The sequence below is a fragment of the Bradyrhizobium sp. ORS 278 genome (assembly GCF_000026145.1).
GTDB lineage: Bacteria > Pseudomonadota > Alphaproteobacteria > Rhizobiales > Xanthobacteraceae > Bradyrhizobium.
Genome location: NC_009445.1, coordinates 1,390,145 through 1,408,944 on the forward strand (window position 1 = coordinate 1,390,145; position 18,800 = coordinate 1,408,944).

18 protein-coding genes are annotated in these 18,800 nt (G+C 65.2%); 14 read left to right on the forward strand and 4 right to left on the reverse strand.

Translation table 11 applies throughout. From position 1 onward, the window contains the following. The 4 genes from BRADO_RS06090 to BRADO_RS06105 are packed head-to-tail and all read left to right on the forward strand — an operon-like array spanning window position 1 to window position 3,195. A complete protein-coding gene (locus BRADO_RS06090; RefSeq protein WP_011924435.1) occupies window positions 1–936 on the forward strand; it encodes a general secretion pathway protein GspK in 936 nt (311 codons plus the stop codon). Then, window positions 936–2,030 (forward strand): PilN domain-containing protein, encoded by a 1,095-nt coding sequence (locus BRADO_RS06095; RefSeq protein WP_041756163.1) that lies wholly within the window; start codon window positions 936–938, stop codon window positions 2,028–2,030. Before BRADO_RS06090 ends, BRADO_RS06095 begins: the two co-directional genes overlap by 1 nt. Next, entirely contained in the window at window positions 2,027–2,578 is a 552-nt protein-coding gene (gspM, locus tag BRADO_RS06100; RefSeq protein WP_011924437.1) for a type II secretion system protein GspM, read from the forward strand. Before BRADO_RS06095 ends, gspM begins: the two co-directional genes overlap by 4 nt. Beyond that, window positions 2,575–3,195, forward strand: a complete 621-nt coding sequence (locus BRADO_RS06105; protein WP_011924438.1) for a hypothetical protein — start codon at window positions 2,575–2,577, stop codon at window positions 3,193–3,195. Before gspM ends, BRADO_RS06105 begins: the two co-directional genes overlap by 4 nt. A gap of 84 nt (window positions 3,196–3,279) precedes the next feature. On the opposite strand, the gene BRADO_RS06110 is transcribed toward BRADO_RS06105, so the two are convergent. Continuing rightward, window positions 3,280–3,594, reverse strand: a complete 315-nt coding sequence (locus tag BRADO_RS06110) for a hypothetical protein (protein WP_041756164.1) — start codon at window positions 3,592–3,594, stop codon at window positions 3,280–3,282. 576 nt (window positions 3,595–4,170) lie between these two features. Here BRADO_RS06110 and BRADO_RS06115 point away from each other — a divergent pair. The 5 genes from BRADO_RS06115 to BRADO_RS06135 all read left to right on the forward strand — a co-directional run bounded on the left by BRADO_RS06115 (window position 4,171) and on the right by BRADO_RS06135 (window position 9,702). Continuing rightward, the gene (locus tag BRADO_RS06115) at window positions 4,171–6,171 is read left to right on the forward strand and encodes a multicopper oxidase domain-containing protein (protein WP_011924440.1); all 2,001 of its coding nucleotides are present in this window, start codon (window positions 4,171–4,173) and stop codon (window positions 6,169–6,171) included. Between the two features lie 567 nt (window positions 6,172–6,738). Then, entirely contained in the window at window positions 6,739–7,197 is a 459-nt protein-coding gene (locus BRADO_RS06120; protein WP_011924441.1) for an FMN-binding protein, read from the forward strand. Further along, on the forward strand, window positions 7,178–8,056 hold the full coding sequence (locus BRADO_RS06125) for an FAD:protein FMN transferase (RefSeq protein WP_041756165.1): 879 nt from the start codon (window positions 7,178–7,180) through the stop codon (window positions 8,054–8,056). The genes BRADO_RS06120 and BRADO_RS06125 overlap by 20 nt, the downstream gene beginning before the upstream one ends. After that, window positions 8,046–8,573, forward strand: coding sequence for a hypothetical protein (locus BRADO_RS06130; RefSeq protein WP_011924443.1), 528 nt, complete (start codon window positions 8,046–8,048; stop codon window positions 8,571–8,573). The genes BRADO_RS06125 and BRADO_RS06130 overlap by 11 nt, the downstream gene beginning before the upstream one ends. Window positions 8,574–8,916: 343 nt before the next feature. Beyond that, complete coding sequence (locus BRADO_RS06135) at window positions 8,917–9,702, forward strand: class I SAM-dependent methyltransferase (protein ID WP_011924444.1); 786 nt, start codon at window positions 8,917–8,919, stop codon at window positions 9,700–9,702. A gap of 369 nt (window positions 9,703–10,071) precedes the next feature. Here BRADO_RS06135 and BRADO_RS06140 read toward each other — a convergent pair whose 3' ends face one another. Further along, a complete protein-coding gene (locus BRADO_RS06140; RefSeq protein WP_157872524.1) occupies window positions 10,072–10,278 on the reverse strand; it encodes a hypothetical protein in 207 nt (68 codons plus the stop codon). Between the two features lie 1,560 nt (window positions 10,279–11,838). Here BRADO_RS06140 and BRADO_RS06145 point away from each other — a divergent pair. The 5 genes from BRADO_RS06145 to BRADO_RS06165 all read left to right on the forward strand — a co-directional run bounded on the left by BRADO_RS06145 (window position 11,839) and on the right by BRADO_RS06165 (window position 17,126). After that, entirely contained in the window at window positions 11,839–12,897 is a 1,059-nt protein-coding gene (locus BRADO_RS06145; protein WP_011924446.1) for a toxic anion resistance protein, read from the forward strand. Between the two features lie 11 nt (window positions 12,898–12,908). Continuing rightward, the gene (locus BRADO_RS06150) at window positions 12,909–14,474 is read left to right on the forward strand and encodes a VWA domain-containing protein (protein ID WP_041756167.1); all 1,566 of its coding nucleotides are present in this window, start codon (window positions 12,909–12,911) and stop codon (window positions 14,472–14,474) included. Beyond that, window positions 14,475–15,134 carry a 5-bromo-4-chloroindolyl phosphate hydrolysis family protein gene (locus tag BRADO_RS06155; protein ID WP_011924448.1) on the forward strand — a complete coding sequence of 220 codons (660 nt, stop codon included), beginning with the start codon at window positions 14,475–14,477 and terminating at the stop codon, window positions 15,132–15,134. Window positions 15,135–15,143: 9 nt separating this feature from the next. Next, window positions 15,144–16,253, forward strand: a complete 1,110-nt coding sequence (locus BRADO_RS06160) for a hypothetical protein (RefSeq protein ID WP_011924449.1) — start codon at window positions 15,144–15,146, stop codon at window positions 16,251–16,253. A gap of 195 nt (window positions 16,254–16,448) precedes the next feature. Further along, window positions 16,449–17,126, forward strand: coding sequence for a ParA family protein (locus tag BRADO_RS06165; RefSeq protein WP_011924450.1), 678 nt, complete (start codon window positions 16,449–16,451; stop codon window positions 17,124–17,126). A 42-nt stretch (window positions 17,127–17,168) separates the two neighbouring features. Here BRADO_RS06165 and BRADO_RS34915 read toward each other — a convergent pair whose 3' ends face one another. Both BRADO_RS34915 and dapA read right to left on the reverse strand, forming a co-directional pair. Then, window positions 17,169–17,339: a hypothetical protein gene (locus tag BRADO_RS34915; protein ID WP_157872525.1), complete on the reverse strand. Its 171-nt coding sequence runs from the start codon at window positions 17,337–17,339 to the stop codon at window positions 17,169–17,171. Between the two features lie 150 nt (window positions 17,340–17,489). Next, window positions 17,490–18,410: a 4-hydroxy-tetrahydrodipicolinate synthase gene (dapA, locus tag BRADO_RS06170; RefSeq protein ID WP_011924452.1), complete on the reverse strand. Its 921-nt coding sequence runs from the start codon at window positions 18,408–18,410 to the stop codon at window positions 17,490–17,492. Between the last annotated feature and the right edge of the window lie 390 nt (window positions 18,411–18,800).

The following is an 18,800-nucleotide window of genomic DNA, read 5'->3' on the forward strand; positions in this document are numbered from 1 at the left end:
ATGCCGCGACACAGGCAGCATCGGTCTTCCGATCATCCTGGCGAGCGCGGCTTCGTCCTGGTCGCGGTGCTCTGGATTCTGATCTCGCTGGCGGGGCTGGCGGGCGCGCTCTCGGTCTACCTCCACAGCACGGCCCAACGCCTCTCGCTCGACGATGCCCGCTTGCGATCAGCCGCGTTGGAAACAGCAGGCCTGGAGCTCGCGGCCTACCAGCTGAGCGCCGTGCCGAAATCGCAGCGCGCCGCGGCGGGCGCGTTTTCCTTCCGGCTCGATCATGCCCAAGTGTCCGTCGCATTCCGTTCCGAGGCCGCCCGCATCGATCTCAATCATGCCTCCAAGCAGATGCTGGCAAATCTGTTCGGCGTGCTCGGTGCCCGCGCCGACAAGGCCGGCGAATATGCCGAGCGCATCGTCGCCTGGCGAACGCCGCTCACGGAATCCGGTGCGGATTCCGAGCGCGATCTCTATCGGACGGCCGGCGTCGACTACACGCCGCGCGGCGCGCTATTCGCCCATGTCGAGGAGCTTCGGCTCGTTCTCAGCCTGCCTCCGGAGCTGGTCGACAAGGCGATGCCGTTTGTCACCGTCTTCAGCGGCCGGCGCGAGATCGATGCACTGGAGGCTGCGCCGGAAGTCGTGGCTGCTCTGCCCGGGATCACGCAGGACGCTTTGAGGACCTTCCTCGATCAGCGCGCCGGGCTGCGCCGCGAGCCGAAAGCGCTCGCATCGGCGCTCGGACCGGCCCGCACCGGCGCGACGCTGGACGTCGGCGACGCAATGCGGGTGTGGATCACGATCGTCTTCGACGCCGGTCGCCGGGCTGCCGCCGAGGCCGTCATTCTGCTGAGCGACGGCGACGAGCCCTATCAGATCCTGGCGTGGCGGGACGTTGCCGGCAATCCCGCGATGCTCAGGCCGACGGGGAGGGCGCTGTGATGACGTTTGTGGACAGGGCACGCCGCGAGCTGGCGGCCTTTATCGGCTCGGTTGCTGCGGTTATCGTCGATGGCATCGGCCGGCTCGACCTCAAGCCGCCGATCCAGTTGGTCGAGACGGACCGCAACGTCTTCGTTCTGCGGATGATCGCGCGCGCCGGGCGATCGGCGCCGCCGGATTGCCAGCTCCATCTGCCTGACGTTGAAGCGATAAGCCCCGCGCTTCCCGAGAACTGGCGCGCGGCCCTGCGGGGCAGCCGGATCGAGATCATGCTGAGGCCGGATCGCTTCCTGTCGCGGCCGCTGGATTTGCCGCGGCGGGCTGTCGAGTTTCTCGATGCCATGGTGCGATCGCAGCTCGACCGGTTGACGCCGTGGACGGCGCAGGAGGCCGTGTTCGGAAACACGGCTCCGGTCACGCTATCCGGGGATCGCATCCAGACCATAGTGATCGCGGCCCCGCGGACGCGATTGGATCCGCTGATCAGGCTCGCCGAGTCCTGGCATGCAGCGTCGGTGGTGTTGTTCGCAGCCGCATCACCGGCGCTGGCGAGTCAGCCCGTTGCGCAAGATGCGACGCGGCTGATCGAGCAGCAACTGCGCGGCTCGCGCAATGTCGGCCGGGTCAGTCGCCTGCTGACCGCCGGGCTGGTGGTTGCGACGATAGCGGCGGCGCTGTCGCTCGCCGCGGCGAGCATTCTTGGTGGACGGCTCGAGGCGCAGCAGAGCATGCTGTCGCGGGGGATTGCCGAGCGGCGCGCGGCGCTGCGGCTCGATCTGGAGGGGAGTGACAACGCGGCCGCGCGCGGTCTCATGCGCCGCAAGCAGGAGACGACCGCCAATGTCCTGGTGCTGGAGGCGCTGGCCCGTGTGCTCCCGGACAACACCTATCTTACCGAACTGCGGATCGAGAAGGACAAGTTGCTGATCGCAGGCGTCACTCAGGATGCCCCCGCGCTTGTCAGGCTGATCGAGCAGTCGGCGCATTTCACGCATGCGACCTTCTCCGCGCCGACGACGCGTTCGGCTGAGGAGGCCGGTGAGCGTTTCCGCATCGAAGCCGGCATCAAGCCGCATGTCGGACCCGGCATATGAGCACCGCAAATCCCCTGGGCACATCCGCGCCGCGCTGGACCGCCGCAGCCATCTATGCCGGCCTGCTGCTCGTGCTGATCATCGCGGCAGTCCTTCCGATCGAGACAATCCTCGACCAGCGCGCCGAGGTGGAGGGGTTGACCGACACGCTGCGGCTGCTCGAGGCCCACGGCATGGCGACGACGGGTCAAGCTGGCAGTGAAGCTCCTGCGAGGGGATCGGCCTTCCTGGAAGGACCGACCGTCACCGTGGCGGGCGCCGCGCTGTTGCAGCGGCTCGGCGAGGTGGTGAGCCGTCATGGCGGCAGCACGTCATCATCGCAGCTCGATGTGCAGGGCCCTCGCGCCAAGGAGGGACAGATCAGCGTCACCGCGAATTTCGACGCCGAGCAGGCCGCCCTGCAGCCGATCCTCTACGATCTCGAAGCCGGCATGCCGTGCCTGTTCATCGACGCACTCGTCGTGGAGGGGAGCGCAGTTTCGGCGGCCTCGGCCGGCAAGCTCCGCGTCACGATCACGCTCTCAGGACAGTGGCAGGGCCCGCAATGAGTCGTCTCGTCAGACTATCTGTCATCGTCTGCTGCGTCGTCGCCGCCAATCTCGGCAGCACCGGTTCGCCGGCGGCGGAGCAGCCGGCCGTGTCACGGCCGCCGATGGCAAGCGGCAATCCGCTGTGGTCCATGCCGCTCGATCAGCTCTCGGCCACGCGCGAACGGCCGTTGTTTTCGCCCTCGCGCCGTCCTCCGCCGACCGAAGCGCCGCCGCCGGCGGTCGCGGATGTCCCGGTGGCGCCGGAACCGGGCCCGCCGGAGCGGCCGTCGCTCGCGCTGGTCGGGACGGTGGTCAACGGCGATCATGGCCTCGCCATCTTCCTCGATCCCGGCAGCAAGACGCCGCTGCGGATCAGGGCCGGTGCGGACTACCAGGGCTGGACGTTGCGCCGGGTGGAGGCGAGGTCGGTGACGCTGCAGAAGGGCGACGATCTCGCGGTGCTGCGTTTCGCGTCGCCGGCGGGGCCGCCGGCTACTCCTATCGCCACGACCATGGCCGAGGTGCCGTCGACGCAAACGGCCCCTCCTCTGGCGCAAGCAGGGGCGCCTTATTTCTCGCCGGAGTCACGGCTGCTTCGGATGCATCAGCGTCAACGCGCGGGGCGCCGGCAATGATTCGGGCCACGCCGGTAGGAAACGCCCGGCGGCGTGCGGCAGCGGCCCGCGGCGCCTCCGGCCGCGCGAGGCCGCCGGCTGTCGTCAGCGCTTGCACAATCCGCTGGTCAGGACCCAGCCCTTCTCGGTGAGGGCCGCGGAGACGATATCGAAATACAGCCGCTTGTCGGGATCGTCCTCGGAGACGAACGAGACCTGGCACAGGAAGCGGCCGTTCGCATCGCCCTTGTCGCAGGTCGCCTCGACGATCTTCAGTCCCTTGTCGTGGCGCACGCCGGATGAAGGGGCCTCCTGCTCATAGGCCTGCTGGATGATCTCGGTCGTCGGCGCGCCGCAGGCGATGCCGGTCACATTGCAGGCCCAGGGGAGAACAACGGCGAGAACAGCAGCAGGCAGCATCCTTCGGTCTCCTTTGGCGGCTGTGGCCGGCTGGCCGCCGATGCAGCAGTACGGCTCGGTGCCGCTGATCTTTCGCGACTATTCAGATAGAACGCGAACTACGTGGGTTGATTGTCGTTTTTGTGTCGACCCTGTCCGCCCTGCGCACGCTGCGAGGTCGAGCCATCTTGTTAGATCGATTCTTAACGAGCTCGTCCGGCATTCTCACAAAACGAAAGAAACGGTCACAAAGGAGACACCCAACATCCATAGCGACAAAGGGCAAGGTGCGAGCTCGCTGATTGCAGGCGGCTGGAGCGAGATGCTCGAAGCCGCGCCGCCTCGCACCGATTGTCTCTCGAGCGAAAATGGGGATCAGACATGTTAGTCGGGCGTCTGCACAAGCCAATGATAAGAACACTGACGTCCGCTGTCGCGCTGCTCGCCGCACTGACCTTTGCCGGGGCCGCCGCATGCGCCCATGACCTGGCCGAGCCGACAGTGTTCAGGAGCAGGCACGGCGTCCTGGATCTGCTGATGATCGCCCGCGCCAAGCCGATCTCCACGATCAGCTATGCGCCACCGGGCGGATCGCCCATGAGCCCGACCGGCTGGGTGTATGAGATCTGCCCGCGGCCCGCCTCCGGCACCACCTGTCCCGCCGACTCGGCCGTGGCGGACTATGGCGGCGTGCGGCTGGCGCTGCAGAAGGGGGACACGCTCAAGATAAGGCTGGTCAATCAGCTGCCGCAGCTCGACCCGGCCAAGGTGAACCACAATGTGGATCCCGGCCAGGCCAATTTGTTCCGCAATCCGACCAACCTGCACACCCACGGCCTGATCGTCGAGCCGCGGGCGCCGACCCTGAGAGACCAGACCTTCGGTGACTACGTCTTCGTCCAGATCTACAACTCGGCCAACGGCATGCCGGTGCCGCAGACGACGCATCAGCACGGCTCCAACAAGATGGACTATGCGGATTTCCGCATCGAGATTCCGCGCAATCACCCGTCGGGCCAGTTCTGGTTTCACCCGCATATCCACGGCCTGTCGCTGAACCAGGTCTCGCAGGGTCTGGCCGGCATCATCTCGGTCGGCGAGGTCTCGGACTACGCCCATGGCGACGCGCGCGACACGCCGTTTCCCGATGCGAGCGTGCGCCATCTGATCCTGAAGGACATTCAGGTTGCACCCGGTGGCCCGGTTCAGTTCGACGCCGGCCCGGCGCAGACGACGCCGGGCGAGGTGATCAATCAGGAGGATCCCGGCTTCTGCGCCCAGTTTCCGGCCGACAGCTCCGAGGTGCGCGAGGGCTCTTGTCCAGGTGTCGATGCCTCCGCCGATGGCGGCTCCAACTTCAGCGGCGGCAAATGGTACTTCACCGTCAACGGCCGGACCTTCCCGAAGATCAAGATCACGGATTCCGACGGCGAGGTCTGGCGGCTCACCAATGCGTCGGGCAGCCTGTCCTACAATCTTCAGCTGACCGAGGACGAGTCGCAGAAGCCGATGATCATGCAGCTCATCTCCGTGGACGGCGTCAGTGTGAATCTCCCGCAGGACACCACGATGGATACGATGGTCCGGCTCGGCGGCGCGCGCTTCCGCGTCGTGCCTTGTCCGCCGTTGCCGACCTCGCGCTTCCATTCGAAGCCGGTCTGCGTCACCCAGATCGTGATGATGCCGAGCTCGCGCACCGAGGTGTTCGTCACCTATCGCGATCCCGCGACGGGGGCGATCGCGAGCCCCGGCCATTCCGCGTCCGCGACCTTCAAGATGGCAGGCCTGACGATGGGCAGCGGCGACCAATGGCCTGCGGTCGATCTCGCCAAGGTGCACTTCCATCAGCACGGGTCACGGCACCACATCGCGTACGGCCTGGACATCAGGGGCGACGCATTGGCGACGATGCAGCCGTCGGGCATCCTCGACGCCAAGGTCCCCTACGCGAATGCGGCGGCGCTGCCTGCCGGATGCAAGCCGTTGCCGGCGGGACACCGCCGCCGCATCTTCTTCGGCCTCGCCGATCTGACCGACGACGGCACCTTCGGTCTCGGCTATGAGGAGGTCGATGAGAACGGCAATCCGGTGCCGGGCACGCAGCTGCCGGTCAGCCAGTTCGATCCGGCGCAGAACATCGTCTGCCTGCCGCTCGCGGCAGGGCAGCGTCCGGTCCACGAGACCTGGGAGCTGGTGCAGCTGTCGACGGAGAACCACAACTTCCACATCCACCAGACCCGGTTCAGGACGATCAACAGCAAGGCCGGCGAGAACACGCCGTTGTCGGTGTCGTTCAACCGCAGCATCGGCGGCGGCATGCTGCAGGACAATGTTCCGCTCGGCGTCGCGACGCCCAATGTGCCGGAGGTGATGGACGCGCAAAGCGGAGTCTGCAGTATCGAGCAGTGGCGCAATGGCCAGTGCACCTCGAAGCCGGTCGTCGTGGATATCCCGTTCTCGCAGGTCGGCGAGTTCGTCTATCACTGTCACATCCTCGAGCATGAGGACGGGGGCATGATGGCGAAGATCAAGGTTGTCCCCTCACCCTCACCCTCACACGGCAACCCCTGGGAAGCGATGAACCAGATGCCTTGGTAGTCGCGGACGGACGATGTCCTTCGTGGCTCTCATCGGACCGACGCCGCATCCGCGGCGTCGGTCACGCCGAGTTCTTCGGCGGTGCTGCCTCACCTGCTCGCAGGCGGTTGTCGTGTTGATCGCTGAGCGCACATGCGTCGGCGTAGTCGCACGACGTTCGACTTTCTTTGAATCGATCTAAACTGCCGCAGGCGCGATTGCGCCTCGCTGAAAAGGCGGCTGGACTCACTGCGAGCGGTCCATTCAGGCATCTCGAGATGCGGCAATCCTTAGCAACATTCTTATTCCCCAGCCACTCCGGCAAATCGCCAACATCGTCGCGGCAATTCGCCGCAATCGGACCACTTACTACGTTGGCTCTGACAATCAGAACGGTTTGCAGGAAGCGCGTTGGTGATGTCGGAAGAACTCGGTCGGATCGGCGCCCGGCGCAGTCCAAGGAAGCGGCGTCGGTCCATTCGCGACAGACGCTTCGGCAGCGTCCTGGACAGCTGAAAGCGGTCGGGCATGACGTCATGTCGATCCAAGGGGAGGGCATGTCATGAACAGGAATTTGAGGTGGACGCGATGAACGAATGGCTGAAATGGACTGCGCCCGCTGCGGCCGTCATGTCGATCGCTGCGCCGGCCTACGCCATGCAGTACATGAGCGTCGAGGAAGCGCAGAAAGCCGCTTTCCCGGGCGCGAGCTTCGCCGAGGTCCAGCCGGGCCGCGTGTGGAAGGCGAGCAATGGCGGCTATTTCTACTATGACAGCGTCGTCGGCAAGCATCTGCTGATCGACTACACGGTCGCGATCGGTCCTGACGGCCGGGTGCGCCGCGTCGAAATCCTGAACTACCGCGAATCCTATGGCGGCGAGGTGCACGATCCCAACTGGCTCGGCCAGTTCGTCGGCAAGGGCAGCCAGAACGAACTGCGCATCAACTCGGATATCCGCAACATCTCCGGCGCCACGCTGTCATCGACGCATCTGACCGAGGGCGTGAAGAAGGTGCTGACCTATCATGCCAGCCACTTCCGCTAGTCTTCGGCGCGCGCGCGCCCTGCTCGGGACGTTCGTCGAGATCGATGTCGCCGAAGCGCAGGGCGTGGACGTGGAGAGCGCCGTTGAGACGGCGTTCTCCGCCGTGGCCGACGTGCATCGGCTGATGAGCTTCCACGATTCCGAAAGCGACGTGTCACGGCTGAATCGTGCGGCTTCGCGGAGCGCCGTGACGGTGCATCCCTGGACCTACGAAGTTATCGAGGTGGCCGTGAACATGGCGCGTCATTCGAACGGCGCTTTCGACATCGGCGTTGCCGGCGCCGCGCAGCCGGTCGCGGGCGCGCCATCGCCGGCGGCCGATGCGATCGAGCTGCTCGCCGATCACCAGATTCGCTTCCGCGATTCTGGCGTGAAGATCGACCTCGGCGGCATCGCCAAGGGCTTCGCCGTCGATCGCGCGATCGTCGCATTACGGAGCTGCGGCGTGCGTTCGGCCATGGTCAACGCCGGCGGCGATCTCGCGACGTTCGGAACCGGTGCCCGCATCGTCCATATCCGCGACCCGCGTTCGCCGGACCGGCTGCTGTGCGAAGTCGAGGTGAGCAATGGCGCGCTGGGCTCGTCGGCGCGCCGCTTCGATCCGTTCCGATCGGCGCAGACGACGGCGACCGCTGTCGTCGATCCCGCCACCCGCCTGCCGGCTCAGGGCGCGCTTGGCGCGACGGTCCGCGCTCCCTCCTGCATGGTCGCGGATGCGCTGACCAAGATCATCATGATCGCGCCCCGGGGCGCCGTTGCGCAGCTCGCGCGATACGACGCGAGCGCGATGCTGGTCGCGCCGAACGGCGACATCCTCACGACACCGAACTGGCAAGGAGATCTGCAGCATGCGGCTTAAAGGCGCGTTTCGGTTTGCCCTTTATGGGATTTTCGGGCTTCTGTTCGCCAGCGGAGCGTTCTGGATCTACGCCGATCAGATGAAGACCCGCTCGGAGCTCAACAGCGACGCCTGGCAGCAGGCGGCGGCCTATCTGCTGAGCCTGCATGGCGGCGCCGCGATGGTGACGTTGATGCTGCTCGGCGCGCTCGGCCCGATGCACGTGCAGCGCGCCTGGCGTGCCCGCAAGAACCGCGCGACCGGCATCGTCAGCCTGGCGATGTACGGCCTGCTGATCGCCACCGCGTTCGGCCTCTATTACGTCGGCTCGGAAGCGCTGCGGCCCTGGATCAGCACCGTCCACATCGTCTTCGGCCTCGGCGTTCCCGCCGTGATCATGGCCCACATCGTCGTCGGCCGCGCCAGCGTCGCGCCAGCGCCGCAGCCCATCCGCGCCCGGGCGGCCGCCGCCACCCTGGTGCCCGCCGACGCACCGGACGAGCCCGAACTTGTCGGCGCCATGAACAAGGTCGGTTGACATCGTCGTCAATCGGGGCGCGGCGACCCGCGCCCCGGCTACTGATCGTTTTTGCTGGGGCAGGGCGCTCGGGCGGATTGGGCCCGTAGGGCGCTAATCCGCCCTATGCCCGCCGCGCCGACGCAACGCATCGGCGGGCGCCGATCCGGGACCCATAGCCGCCGTTTTTCATGTGTTACGCGGCCGCGCCGCCTGCCGTCTCAGCCATCACGCGGTATGGATCCCGGCGTTCGCCGGGATGACCCGGCCCTTAGCCCTATGCGCTGAATGGACCGCGAAGGTTGCGCAAATTGCGAAAAACAGCTTCAATGAATGGCCTTCCTGGTGCCCGGTAAGGAATCCCATGGAGCAACGCTTCACGTTTGACGCGGTGGCAGGCCTCTACAAGACCGCACGTCCTGATTACCCCAAAGCGCTTATCGACGATGTCGTCTCATATGCCGATCTGAAAGCCGACGATAGAATCTTGGAAGTCGGCTGCGGGACGGGGCAAGCCACCTTGGGCTTCGCCACGCTCGGTTTTTCGATACTTGCGACGGATCCCGGTCCCGAAATGCTTCGCGGCGCGCGCGAGAGCCTGGCTGGATTCGACAATGTCGCGTTCCTGGAGACGACTTTCGAAGCCTTCCCTGAACACCGTCCCACCTTTCGCCTGATCATCGCCGCGCAATCCTGGCACTGGGTCTCCCCTGGGGTTCGATTTTCAAAGGCCGCTACGGTGCTTTCACATGGCGGTACACTCGCGGTGTTTGGGCACGTTCCAGTGGGACTGCCTGCCCCTCTGCTCAAGGAGCTCGAGCAGACCTATCTGCGTCTGATCGGAAGCTGGCAGCCGCCACCCGAGGCTTGGTACCTTCCAAACGGTCCCTTCAGGAGCTGGTTCGAGCAGTCGGGGCTATTCGAAGCAATCGAGCACAAATGCTATCGCTGGAAGCGCCAGCAAACGACATCAGGCTACACGGACTATCTCCGATCACGATCCGATCACCGGATGCTTCAGCGAGAAAAGCGCGACGAAGTCCTTCGCGAAGTCGCGAACGCGATAGATAAGTTCGGAGGACATTTTGAGCTGGACTACGAAACCCATCTCTATATCGCTCGGCGCATGGATCGAGAGTTGGATGCTTGAGCAGTAAGGCTTCTCGATCCCTGCTTGACGCTGTGAACGTCCTGTTCGGGGCAAAGCTGCCCCAAACCGTCGCGCGCTTCTCGGACCGGCATGCCGCCGAGCACCTCGTCCGGCGCCATCAATCGTAATTCATCTTGCAGGGCCGTAGGGCGGATTAGCGTTAGCGTAATCCGCCGTGGCCAACCAGATCCGTCAATCTCAAGCAGGAGCGAGGAGTGCGTTGGGCTGCGGACATTGCAGCGCCCCGACTTGGAGATCGGACGCGTCTCCGTCTCGATCGCCATGAGAGCATGCTGACACGGAAGACTCGCGCTCTTGGTGCGCCGATGGCGGCGGATTACGCTCCGCTAATCCGCCCTACGCGCTGCCTCATCTCGGGTCAGCTTGGCGCGAACTGAACACCACCCGGCCGTCGATTGAAAACGTGATGTCGTCATCGATGCCGATGAAGACATCACCTTCCTCGGTGGTTGTGAATTCCAAGGGTCGATCCAGATCATTTTCAAAGATGATTTCGGCGCGTGATCCGGGCGCGATCTGTTCATACATTGCCCAAGGCTCGATCTGTATACCCATCGGCCTCTGATCTCTATTCTCAATTATGATCACTCGCGAAGGGCTGTTCTTCATGAGATCGTGTTTTCCTCTGTCATACGTCGTTGCCACAAACTCGCATTCACTCGCGTCGGATCTTATGACACCCGTCTCGGGGCCGTAGGGCGGATTAGCGTTAGCGTAATCCGCCGTGTCCAACCAAATCCGTCAAATTTTTAAGAAGGAGAGAGGAAGCCGCTGGCTGCGGACGACGCAGCGCCTCGGTTCGATTTATGATACGTCTCCGTCTAGATCGCTAAGATAGGATGCTGACACGGACGATCCGTGCTCTTGGTGCGCGCCGATAGCGGCGGATTACGCTCCGCTAATCCGCCCTACGCGCTGAGTTTGGTACGACCGCATTGGCCAGTCGAGCTCTGAGCAGCTAAGCGCCATCCCGCGCAGATGTCGTCCCGGGCAAGCCTGCCGACGCAACGCGTCGGCGGGCGCCGATCCGGGACCCATAACCACCGCTTTTCATGTGTCACATGGGACGCGCCGCAAGCCGATTTCAGACATCACGCGGTATGGGTCCCGGCGTTCGCCGGGACGACGGCCGAGCATGTTGCGGACAGCTCGGCCTCAGCCCAAACCAGGGCGCATCGGCATTCGAATTGTTTCCGATTATCGGAAAACATCTTGACGCTCCCCCCAAATCAATGGTCTTATTCGGTCATCCCGTCCCAAGCGAAGGGGCGTACGCGCGGTCGTCACGATACGTGGGGCGGGGATGCGGTGGCCGTGGCGGATCAGGCGCTGTTGCGCGACGAATGATCGGCTGCGGACGATGAAATCGTGTGGTCCTGGCCTCTCGTCGCTGAGGTCAAGTCCGACAGCGTTGCTTGACGGCACGCGCGGACGATGGGGGCAAGAACGCCGATCCCCAGGGAGATCACGTATAACTCGTAAGCCCATCGCGCAGGGAATGCCGGATGCTCGGCTGAACCTGTGGTGACTGCCGCCTGCTATTTCTTGTGCAGGCGGGCCATGGGTGAGGCCTTCACCCGGCATTCCCTGCGCCCTCGCATTGGTCCGGGGGGGGCAGCCGAAAAACTTCGAGCGCGCGACGCTGCGAGGCTGCTGGCGCGTGTCGATGGTCAACTTGGCACCAGCATCTCGGTTGCACGGAGGCATCACCGTGGTCATGGAGGGCACCAACGCTCGCCCAAATCTCAGCTGTCGTCCCTGCGAACGCAGGGACCCATAACAACCGGCTTCCATGAGACGATGACTGGCAGCTGCGCGCCAAAGTTAGATTCCGCCGTATGGGTCCCTGCGTTCGCAGGGACGACAGCGCAGCCAATCGTGCCCACCGGGACATGCCATGAACCCAATGGCCGCTGGGCCGACCAATTGATCAGCCGCTGTCAGGCCGGAGCCCTTCGCCCGCTCCAGCCCTGCGGCCAAGGGTCGCCTGTGTCATGTTCTTGAACATGCTTCGCATCTGGTTCCTCGTCGCTGTCATCGAACCATTGAAATGCGCCCCTATGATCTCAGCCCTTTTGCTCGGTCGCTCCCGGCCACATTCCCCGAGGTATCCTCATGTCTGAGACCGTCAACCTGCCGGCGGTTCACGCCGACCAGTCGGTGGTCGCCCGCATCCGCTCCGAGATCGACATCTCGGATCGCTCTCGCCTCGTCACCTTCGGCGACCGCGCCCAGCGCTCGGTGGTCGAATTCGCCGATCGCATTCTCGCTCAGACCCAGAACCGCGAGATGGGCACCACGGGCAAGCTCCTCACCGACATTCTCGCCAAGGCGCGCGGTCTCGATCCGGCCACGCTCAAGGATGCCGGTCTGCTGAGCCGGATGTTCTCGTCGATGGAGGCGCGCGTGCGGCGCTTCGCGGACGCCTTCGACGACGTCGCCTCGCAGGTCGACCGCATCTGCATCGAGCTCGACCGCAACAAGGAGACGTTGCGGCGGGATATCGCCTTGCTCGACGATCTGCACGAGCAGACCAAGTCCGCGCTGACCGAGCTCGATGCGCATATCAGCGCCGGCAAGGCGTTTGTCGACGACTACCGCCGCGGGCCGCTGCTCGAGCTCGAGCGCGCGGCCAAGGCATCCGCCGAAGGCAGCGACGCGCTGATGGCGGCGCAGACCTATCAGGACGCGGTGCAGGCGCTGGATCGGCTCGAGAAGCGCATCTTCTATCTGCAGCAGGCCCGCCAGATCGGCATCCAGCAGCTGCCGCAGATCCGCATCGTGCAGTCCGGCGACGAGACGCTGATCGAGAATTTGCAGGCGACCACCGAGCTGACGATCCCCGTCTGGAAGCAGAAGATGATCCTGCTGCTCGGCCTGCAGCGGCAGAAATCGGCGCTGGAGCTGCAGAAGACCGTCACCGATGCGACCAACGAGATGATGAAGCAGGCGTCGGAGATGATGAAGACCCAGGCGATCGCGATCGAGCAGCAGTCGCAGCGCGGCATCGTCGACATCGAGACGCTCGACAAGACCAACCGCGACCTGATCGACACCATCACCGGCGTGCTGACGACGCAGCAGGAGGGCCGCAAGAAGCGTGAGGAGGTCGAGCAGCGCATGGCGCAGCAGACCGCCGAGCTGAAGGCCGTGCTGTCCAAGGCGCCGGTGTGAGCGGTGCAGCCATGAGGCGCGTCCTTGCGATCGTTCTGGCCACCGTCTGGCTCGCGGCCTGCGGCCAGAGCGCCGGGCCGCAATTCTCGATCCTGTCGGGATCCGAGAACGACGTGATCGAGCCGCTGGTGCAAGAGTTCTGCCGCTCCCGTGGCGCCACCTGCGACATGCGCTTCCAAGGCTCGCTCGACATCGCGCTGTCGCTGAAGCCTGGCGCGGAGATCAAGGCCGATGCCGTGTGGCCCGCGGCCTCGATCTGGATCGACATGTTCGACACCGGCCGACGGGTGAAGTCGGTCAAGTCGATCGCGCAGATGCCGGTGATCCTCGGCGTGCGCCGCTCCAAGGCGGAGGAGCTCGGCTGGATCGGCGCCAAGGTGACGACCAAGGACATTCTCTCGGCCGTGCAGGCCGGCCGCCTGAAATTCCTGATGACCTCCGCCACCCAGTCCAACTCCGGCGCCTCGGCCTATCTCGCGATGCTGGCCTCGGCGATCGGCAAGCCCGATCTGATCGAGGCCGGCGATCTCGAGCGCGAGGGCGTGGTCGCGACCGTGCGCTCGCTGCTGCGCGGCGTCGATCGGTCGTCCGGCTCCAGCGGCTGGCTGGCCGATCTGTATCGCGAAGGTGAGCGCAACGGTACGCACTACCAGGCGATGTGGAACTATGAGGCCGTGATCAAGGAGACCAACGACAAGCTCAAGACGGATGGCTTCGAGCCGCTCTATGCTGTTTACCCCGAGGATGGCGTCTCCGTCGCGGACTCGCCGCTCGGCTTTGTCGATCGTGGCCGTGGCAAGGAGGTCGAGAGCTTCTTCGCCGAGCTGCAGGCGTTCCTGCTAAAGCCGGAGACGCAGGCCCGGATCGCCAGGACCGGACGCCGTGTCGAGCTGGCGCGGGCGGCGCAGCTCCCGGCCGATCCCGTCACCAATGTCGATCCGTCGCGCACGCTCACCGTGGTCAGGCCGCCCGAGCCCAAGGTGATCCAGCTTGCGCTGGCGACCTATCAGGATGCGCTGCGGCGGCCGTCGCTGACCGCGCTCTGCCTCGATCTGTCGGGAAGCATGCAGGGCCATGGCGAGACGCAACTCCTGGAGGCGATGCGTTTCCTGCTGACGCCGGCGCGGACGCGTGAGATGCTGGTGCAATGGTCGAAGCAGGATGAGATTCTGGTGCTGCCCTTCAATGACCACGTGCTGTGGGTCGCGAGCGCCAGTGGCGACGAGCAGGAGCAGGCCGGCCTCTTGAAGCAGGCGCTGCAATTGCACGCGGGCGGCGGCACCGATTTCTACCAATGCGGCGCGCGGGCGCTGGCGGCGATGAAGCCGACCCTGGACGGTGGCGCGCATCTGGCGGCGATCGTGATCATGACCGACGGCAAGAGTTATGGCGATCGCGCCACCTTCGAGGAGCCGTGGCGGGCCGATGGCGGGCGCGTGCCGGTGTTCGGCGTGACCTTCGGCGACGAGGCCGACCGCAAGCAGCTCGATGCATTGGCCAAGCTCACTGGCGGCCGGGTGTTCGATGGCACCAAGAATCTCACCGACGCGTTCCGTGCGGTGCGTGGATATAATTAGATGCCGAGTGCGTCGTCAGAGACCGGGTGGATCGTCGGCGGCCTGATCGCCGCGATCGCGATCCCTGCGCTCGCGATCGGTCTCGGCATGCCGTTCTGGCTCGCCTGCGTGATCGGCCTCGGCGCCGGCGGCGGCGCCATCGCGGCACTGGCGCCGCGCGCCGCGTTTCCGTTGCTCGATGCCAGCGGCGCCGCACGCGGCAAGGTTCAGCTCGCGCGCGAGCTCCTGAGCGAGGCCGCGCCATCCGCCGAGCAGCTGGACGAGGCCTCGGGCAGGATCCGCGAGCGCAAGGTCGCCGACGGCGTGCGGCACCTCGCGGTCATCGCCCGCCGCATCTTTGCGGGCATCGAGAAGGATCCGCTGCGGCTCGATCGCGTCAGGCGGTTCCTCACTTATTATCTGCCGCGCGCCGCGGAGATCGCCCATGCCTATGCCGAGCTGGAGCAGGCCCCGGTGGCCGATCCGCAGCGGCTGGCCTCGACGCGCGAACTGATCGACCGGCTCGACGCCGCGTTCACACGCTACGCGGCGAGCCTGCAGGATGCCGATCTCGACAAGCTCGACATCGAGCTCAAATTGTTGAAGAGCGCCCTCGACGAGGATCTCGGCCCGGCCGCGCCGCCGGCCGCGTCGCTCGAGCGAGGGCGGGACAAGGTCTAGGAGGGGCAGATGCCCATTTCGCGCCGCGCTCTCGGGATCGGCCTGCTCGCGACATCGGCGGCGGCCACCGGCGGCTATCTCTATCTCGATCAGCATCCGGAGATTGCCGGCAAGTTCGGCGCGCCGAAGAATCTGTTCGGCTTTGCCGGCGGCGAAAAGGAAGGCTTCCTCGGCAATGCGCGCGTGCGCAATCTGCTGGAGCGCCGCTTCGGGCTCGTGCTGGACGCGCGCCGCGCCGGTTCGGTCGAGATGGTGCGCGAGCGCGCGCTGCTCGATCAGAAGCCGCAATTCCTGTGGCCCTCATCCTCGGTGCTGGTCGAGGTCGCGCGCGGCTCAGGCGTGAAGATATCGCGCGATCAGGTCATCTTCAACTCGCCGATCGTGCTGTACTCCTGGGACCGCATCGCCGACGGGCTGGTGAAGGCCGGTTTCGCCGAAGCGGCGGGCGGTCCGCGCTACACCGTCGATCTCCTGAAGCTCTTGAAGGTGATCATCGCCGGCGAGTCCTGGGCTCAGATCGGCGTTTCCGATCTGTTCGGCCGTGCGCGCATCGTCTCGACGGATCCGAACCGTTCCAACTCCGGCTTCATGTTCGCAGGGCTCGCCGCCAATCTCCTGAGCGGCGACGTGATCGCGCTCGACGCTTTGCCGCGCATCGACGGCGACGTCGCCACCGTATTTAAACGGATGGGCTTCAAGCCGCCGTCCTCCGGCAAGCTGTTCGACGACTACATCGCCGGCGGCGCCGGCGCGCAGCCGCTGATCGTCGGCTATGAGAATCAGCTGGTCGAGTGGGTGCTGCAGGATCCCGAGCGCTGGAAGCGCGTCGAGGCCAATGCGCCGGCCAAGCCGGTGATCATCTATCCCAAGCCGACGGTGTTCTCCGCCCATCCTTTGATCAGCATCGAGCGCGGGGCCGATGAGCTCATCGAGGCGTTGACCAGCGAGGCGCTGCTCGAATTGGCCTGGGAGGACCACGGTTTTCGCGGTCCGCTCGGGACCATCGGCAAGGCGCGCAATCCGCTGCTGCAGGCGCGCCTGATCGATCGCATCGATGCGGTGCTGCCGATGCCCGACGCGCCGGCGATGATGGCGCTCTTGGATCATCTCGCCGCGTGAGGGGAACACTGTCGAGCATGACGGACGTTGCCGATGCACATCGACGGAGAAGCAGCCGTTTTCTCGCGCTGTGTGACTCAAAAACCAACGCGTTTCAGCAATCAGGAGTTACGCCTTACGAATCGCTAAATTTATCTTCCGCGAATCACTTCCCTGATTCATTTTCGCCACCGGGGTCAATCTGGAGGCCAAGGTATGAACGTTATTGTTTTCGCATCGCGTAAGGGCGGTTCAGGCAAGAGCACCCTGGCCGCCCATCTCGCTGCGCAGATCAAGGCGAGCAAGTCCTGTCTGCTCATCGATGCCGATCCCCAGGGATCGCTGACGCTGTGGCACAAGCTGCGCGGCACCAACGAGCCGCCGATCAAGACCGCGGTGAACTCGGTGAGCGCGATCGTGGCGGCCGCCCGTCGCGACGGCGTGGAGTGGGTGCTGATCGACACGCCGCCGACGGTGTCCGCCGTGGTCGAGGATGCGATCAAGAACGCGACGATGGTGATCATCCCGGCGCGTCCGGGCGTGTTCGACGTCAACGCGGTGCAGGAGACGATCCAGACCTGCCGCGCCGCGCGCAAGCCATATGCCGTCGTCCTCAACGGCGCTCCGGCGCGTCGCGACGACGCCGAAAGCCCGATCGTCACCATCGCCCGCGAGGCGCTGGCCAAGTTCAAGGCGCCGGTGTGGGGCGGACAGATCACCAATCGCGCCGATCTTCTGATGGCGCTGGGACAGGGCGAGGGCGTGCGCGAATATTACGCCGAAGGCCGCGCGGCGGCCGAGATCGCCCGCCTGTGGGCCGCGATCGAGCGTTCTGTGAAGGCGATTCGCGGAACGGTGTCGGCCAACGGGGCCATGCACAAGCAGGCGGCGTGATCCGCACCATGTGAGCCGGCGCCGCGCAGAACGCGCGGCGAATCAGGCGACCATCAGCAGATAGAAGGCGATCGCCGGGGTCAGGGTGAGGATCACCGACCAGATCCCGACCGCCCAGAGAATATCCTCGATGCTGAATCCCTGATGCTCAGGGTATGGATCATCCTGAAAAGCCACGACGCCCCCGCGTTCTCTGACGTTTTCAACATCCATAGCGGATCATCTTTAAACATCAGGTTTCGCGCTATCCCGTTTTTGCCGACCCCCGTTAGTCCCGATTAACCAAGAACCGCGCGGGGCCGGCTCTGCCGTCCTCGACCCCCAAAGGTTGCGACAGAGCCGACGATTGCGTGCGGCGACGGCTCAGGCGACGCGGCTCTTTGCCGTGGCTGTGCGATGCGCGATCTCGTCATCGAGCCGTGCGGCGAGGTCGGCACCGACCTCGACCATTGGCAGCCGCACCTCCGCGCTCGAGATCACACCGGTCCGGGCGAGCCAGTACTTCGCCGGAGCCGGGCTCGGCTCAGCAAACAGCAGCCGCGTGAGAGGCTCGACCTGGATCCAGCACGCCGCAGCGGCGTCGTGACGGCCTGCCTGCACATGCTGCAGGAGGGCAGCAAAGGTTTCGGTCTCGATATGCGCCGACAGCAGGATGGCGCCGTCGGCGCCGGCCTGCAGCGCGTCGAAGCTCTGGGCGTCCTCGCCGGTCAGGATCTGGAAGCCTGCGGGCCGGCGCACGATCAACTCCCGGGTCTGCGTGCGACTGGCGCAGCAATCCTTCAGTCCCGCAATGGCCGGATGCGCGGCGAGTTGCAGCAGCGTGTCGTTGTCGAGACCGACGGCGGAACGGTAGGGGATGTTATAGAGCACGATCGGATGCGCGGCGCGCTCAGCCAACGCGGAAAAATGCGCCAGCAGCCCGCGCTGCGACGGGCGGACGTAAGGCGGGCTCGAGATGAGATAGAAATCGATCGGCCATGCTGCGGTCCGATCGAGCGCCTCGATCAGATCGGATGTCGCGACGCCGCCGAGGCCAAGACAGATCGGCAGCTGCCGGCCGATGGACGTGAGCTCATCGTGGACCACACTGACGAGCCGTGCGCGTTCGTCCCACGACAGCGCCAATCCTTCGCCGGAGGTCGCGCCGAGCACCAGGCCATCGACGGCCTTGCCAGCGTAGTGCCGAACGAGGTTGCGCAACGACGCTTCGTCCAGGGCGCCGTGGCGGAACGGCGTGATCAGCGGCAGCCAGAGTCCTTGCAGGGGTGTTCGAGCGGTCGTCATGGTCCATCTCCTCAAGTGTTGAGCCGGAGACGGGACATATAAAAAGCCCCGTCCTGGCGGCGGGGCTTGGTAGTGCGGCGTGAACTCGGAAGAGAGTCTAGCGCGCGCGTCCACTGGTCCCCGGATGGGGAGCTTTTTTCGACGACAGCTTGACGTGCGGCGACGTGGACATTGGATCTACATGCGCGGTCGGCGCCACGGTGTCAACGTCACCGAGGCGTGATGACGTTGTCGGGGCATAAAACGGTCCCGCCAAAAAAATAGCCGGGCCCGAAAGAGCCCGGCTGGAGGTATTGGCCAATGAGGCCGACACAATCACCTTCCAAAGAGGGATTCCTGAGCGCCTGCACCACTGGAGGAGGGGGACAATGCGCGGCGCCAACGCTCAGC

Bases quoted from the DNA above. Each gene is read 5' to 3' on its own strand.
- BRADO_RS06090 (WP_011924435.1), top strand. From the start codon at position 1: ATGCCGCGACACAGGCAGCATCGGTCTTCCGATCATCCTGGCGAGCGC.
- BRADO_RS06095 (WP_041756163.1), top strand. From the start codon at position 936: ATGACGTTTGTGGACAGGGCACGCCGCGAGCTGGCGGCCTTTATCGGC.
- gspM (WP_011924437.1), top strand. From the start codon at position 2,027: ATGAGCACCGCAAATCCCCTGGGCACATCCGCGCCGCGCTGGACCGCC.
- BRADO_RS06105 (WP_011924438.1), top strand. From the start codon at position 2,575: ATGAGTCGTCTCGTCAGACTATCTGTCATCGTCTGCTGCGTCGTCGCC.
- BRADO_RS06110 (WP_041756164.1), bottom strand. From the start codon at position 3,594: ATGCTGCCTGCTGCTGTTCTCGCCGTTGTTCTCCCCTGGGCCTGCAAT.
- BRADO_RS06115 (WP_011924440.1), top strand. From the start codon at position 4,171: ATGAGCCCGACCGGCTGGGTGTATGAGATCTGCCCGCGGCCCGCCTCC.
- BRADO_RS06120 (WP_011924441.1), top strand. From the start codon at position 6,739: ATGAACGAATGGCTGAAATGGACTGCGCCCGCTGCGGCCGTCATGTCG.
- BRADO_RS06125 (WP_041756165.1), top strand. From the start codon at position 7,178: ATGCCAGCCACTTCCGCTAGTCTTCGGCGCGCGCGCGCCCTGCTCGGG.
- BRADO_RS06130 (WP_011924443.1), top strand. From the start codon at position 8,046: ATGCGGCTTAAAGGCGCGTTTCGGTTTGCCCTTTATGGGATTTTCGGG.
- BRADO_RS06135 (WP_011924444.1), top strand. From the start codon at position 8,917: ATGGAGCAACGCTTCACGTTTGACGCGGTGGCAGGCCTCTACAAGACC.
- BRADO_RS06140 (WP_157872524.1), bottom strand. From the start codon at position 10,278: ATGGGTATACAGATCGAGCCTTGGGCAATGTATGAACAGATCGCGCCC.
- BRADO_RS06145 (WP_011924446.1), top strand. From the start codon at position 11,839: ATGTCTGAGACCGTCAACCTGCCGGCGGTTCACGCCGACCAGTCGGTG.
- BRADO_RS06150 (WP_041756167.1), top strand. From the start codon at position 12,909: ATGAGGCGCGTCCTTGCGATCGTTCTGGCCACCGTCTGGCTCGCGGCC.
- BRADO_RS06155 (WP_011924448.1), top strand. From the start codon at position 14,475: ATGCCGAGTGCGTCGTCAGAGACCGGGTGGATCGTCGGCGGCCTGATC.
- BRADO_RS06160 (WP_011924449.1), top strand. From the start codon at position 15,144: ATGCCCATTTCGCGCCGCGCTCTCGGGATCGGCCTGCTCGCGACATCG.
- BRADO_RS06165 (WP_011924450.1), top strand. From the start codon at position 16,449: ATGAACGTTATTGTTTTCGCATCGCGTAAGGGCGGTTCAGGCAAGAGC.
- BRADO_RS34915 (WP_157872525.1), bottom strand. From the start codon at position 17,339: ATGGATGTTGAAAACGTCAGAGAACGCGGGGGCGTCGTGGCTTTTCAG.
- dapA (WP_011924452.1), bottom strand. From the start codon at position 18,410: ATGACGACCGCTCGAACACCCCTGCAAGGACTCTGGCTGCCGCTGATC.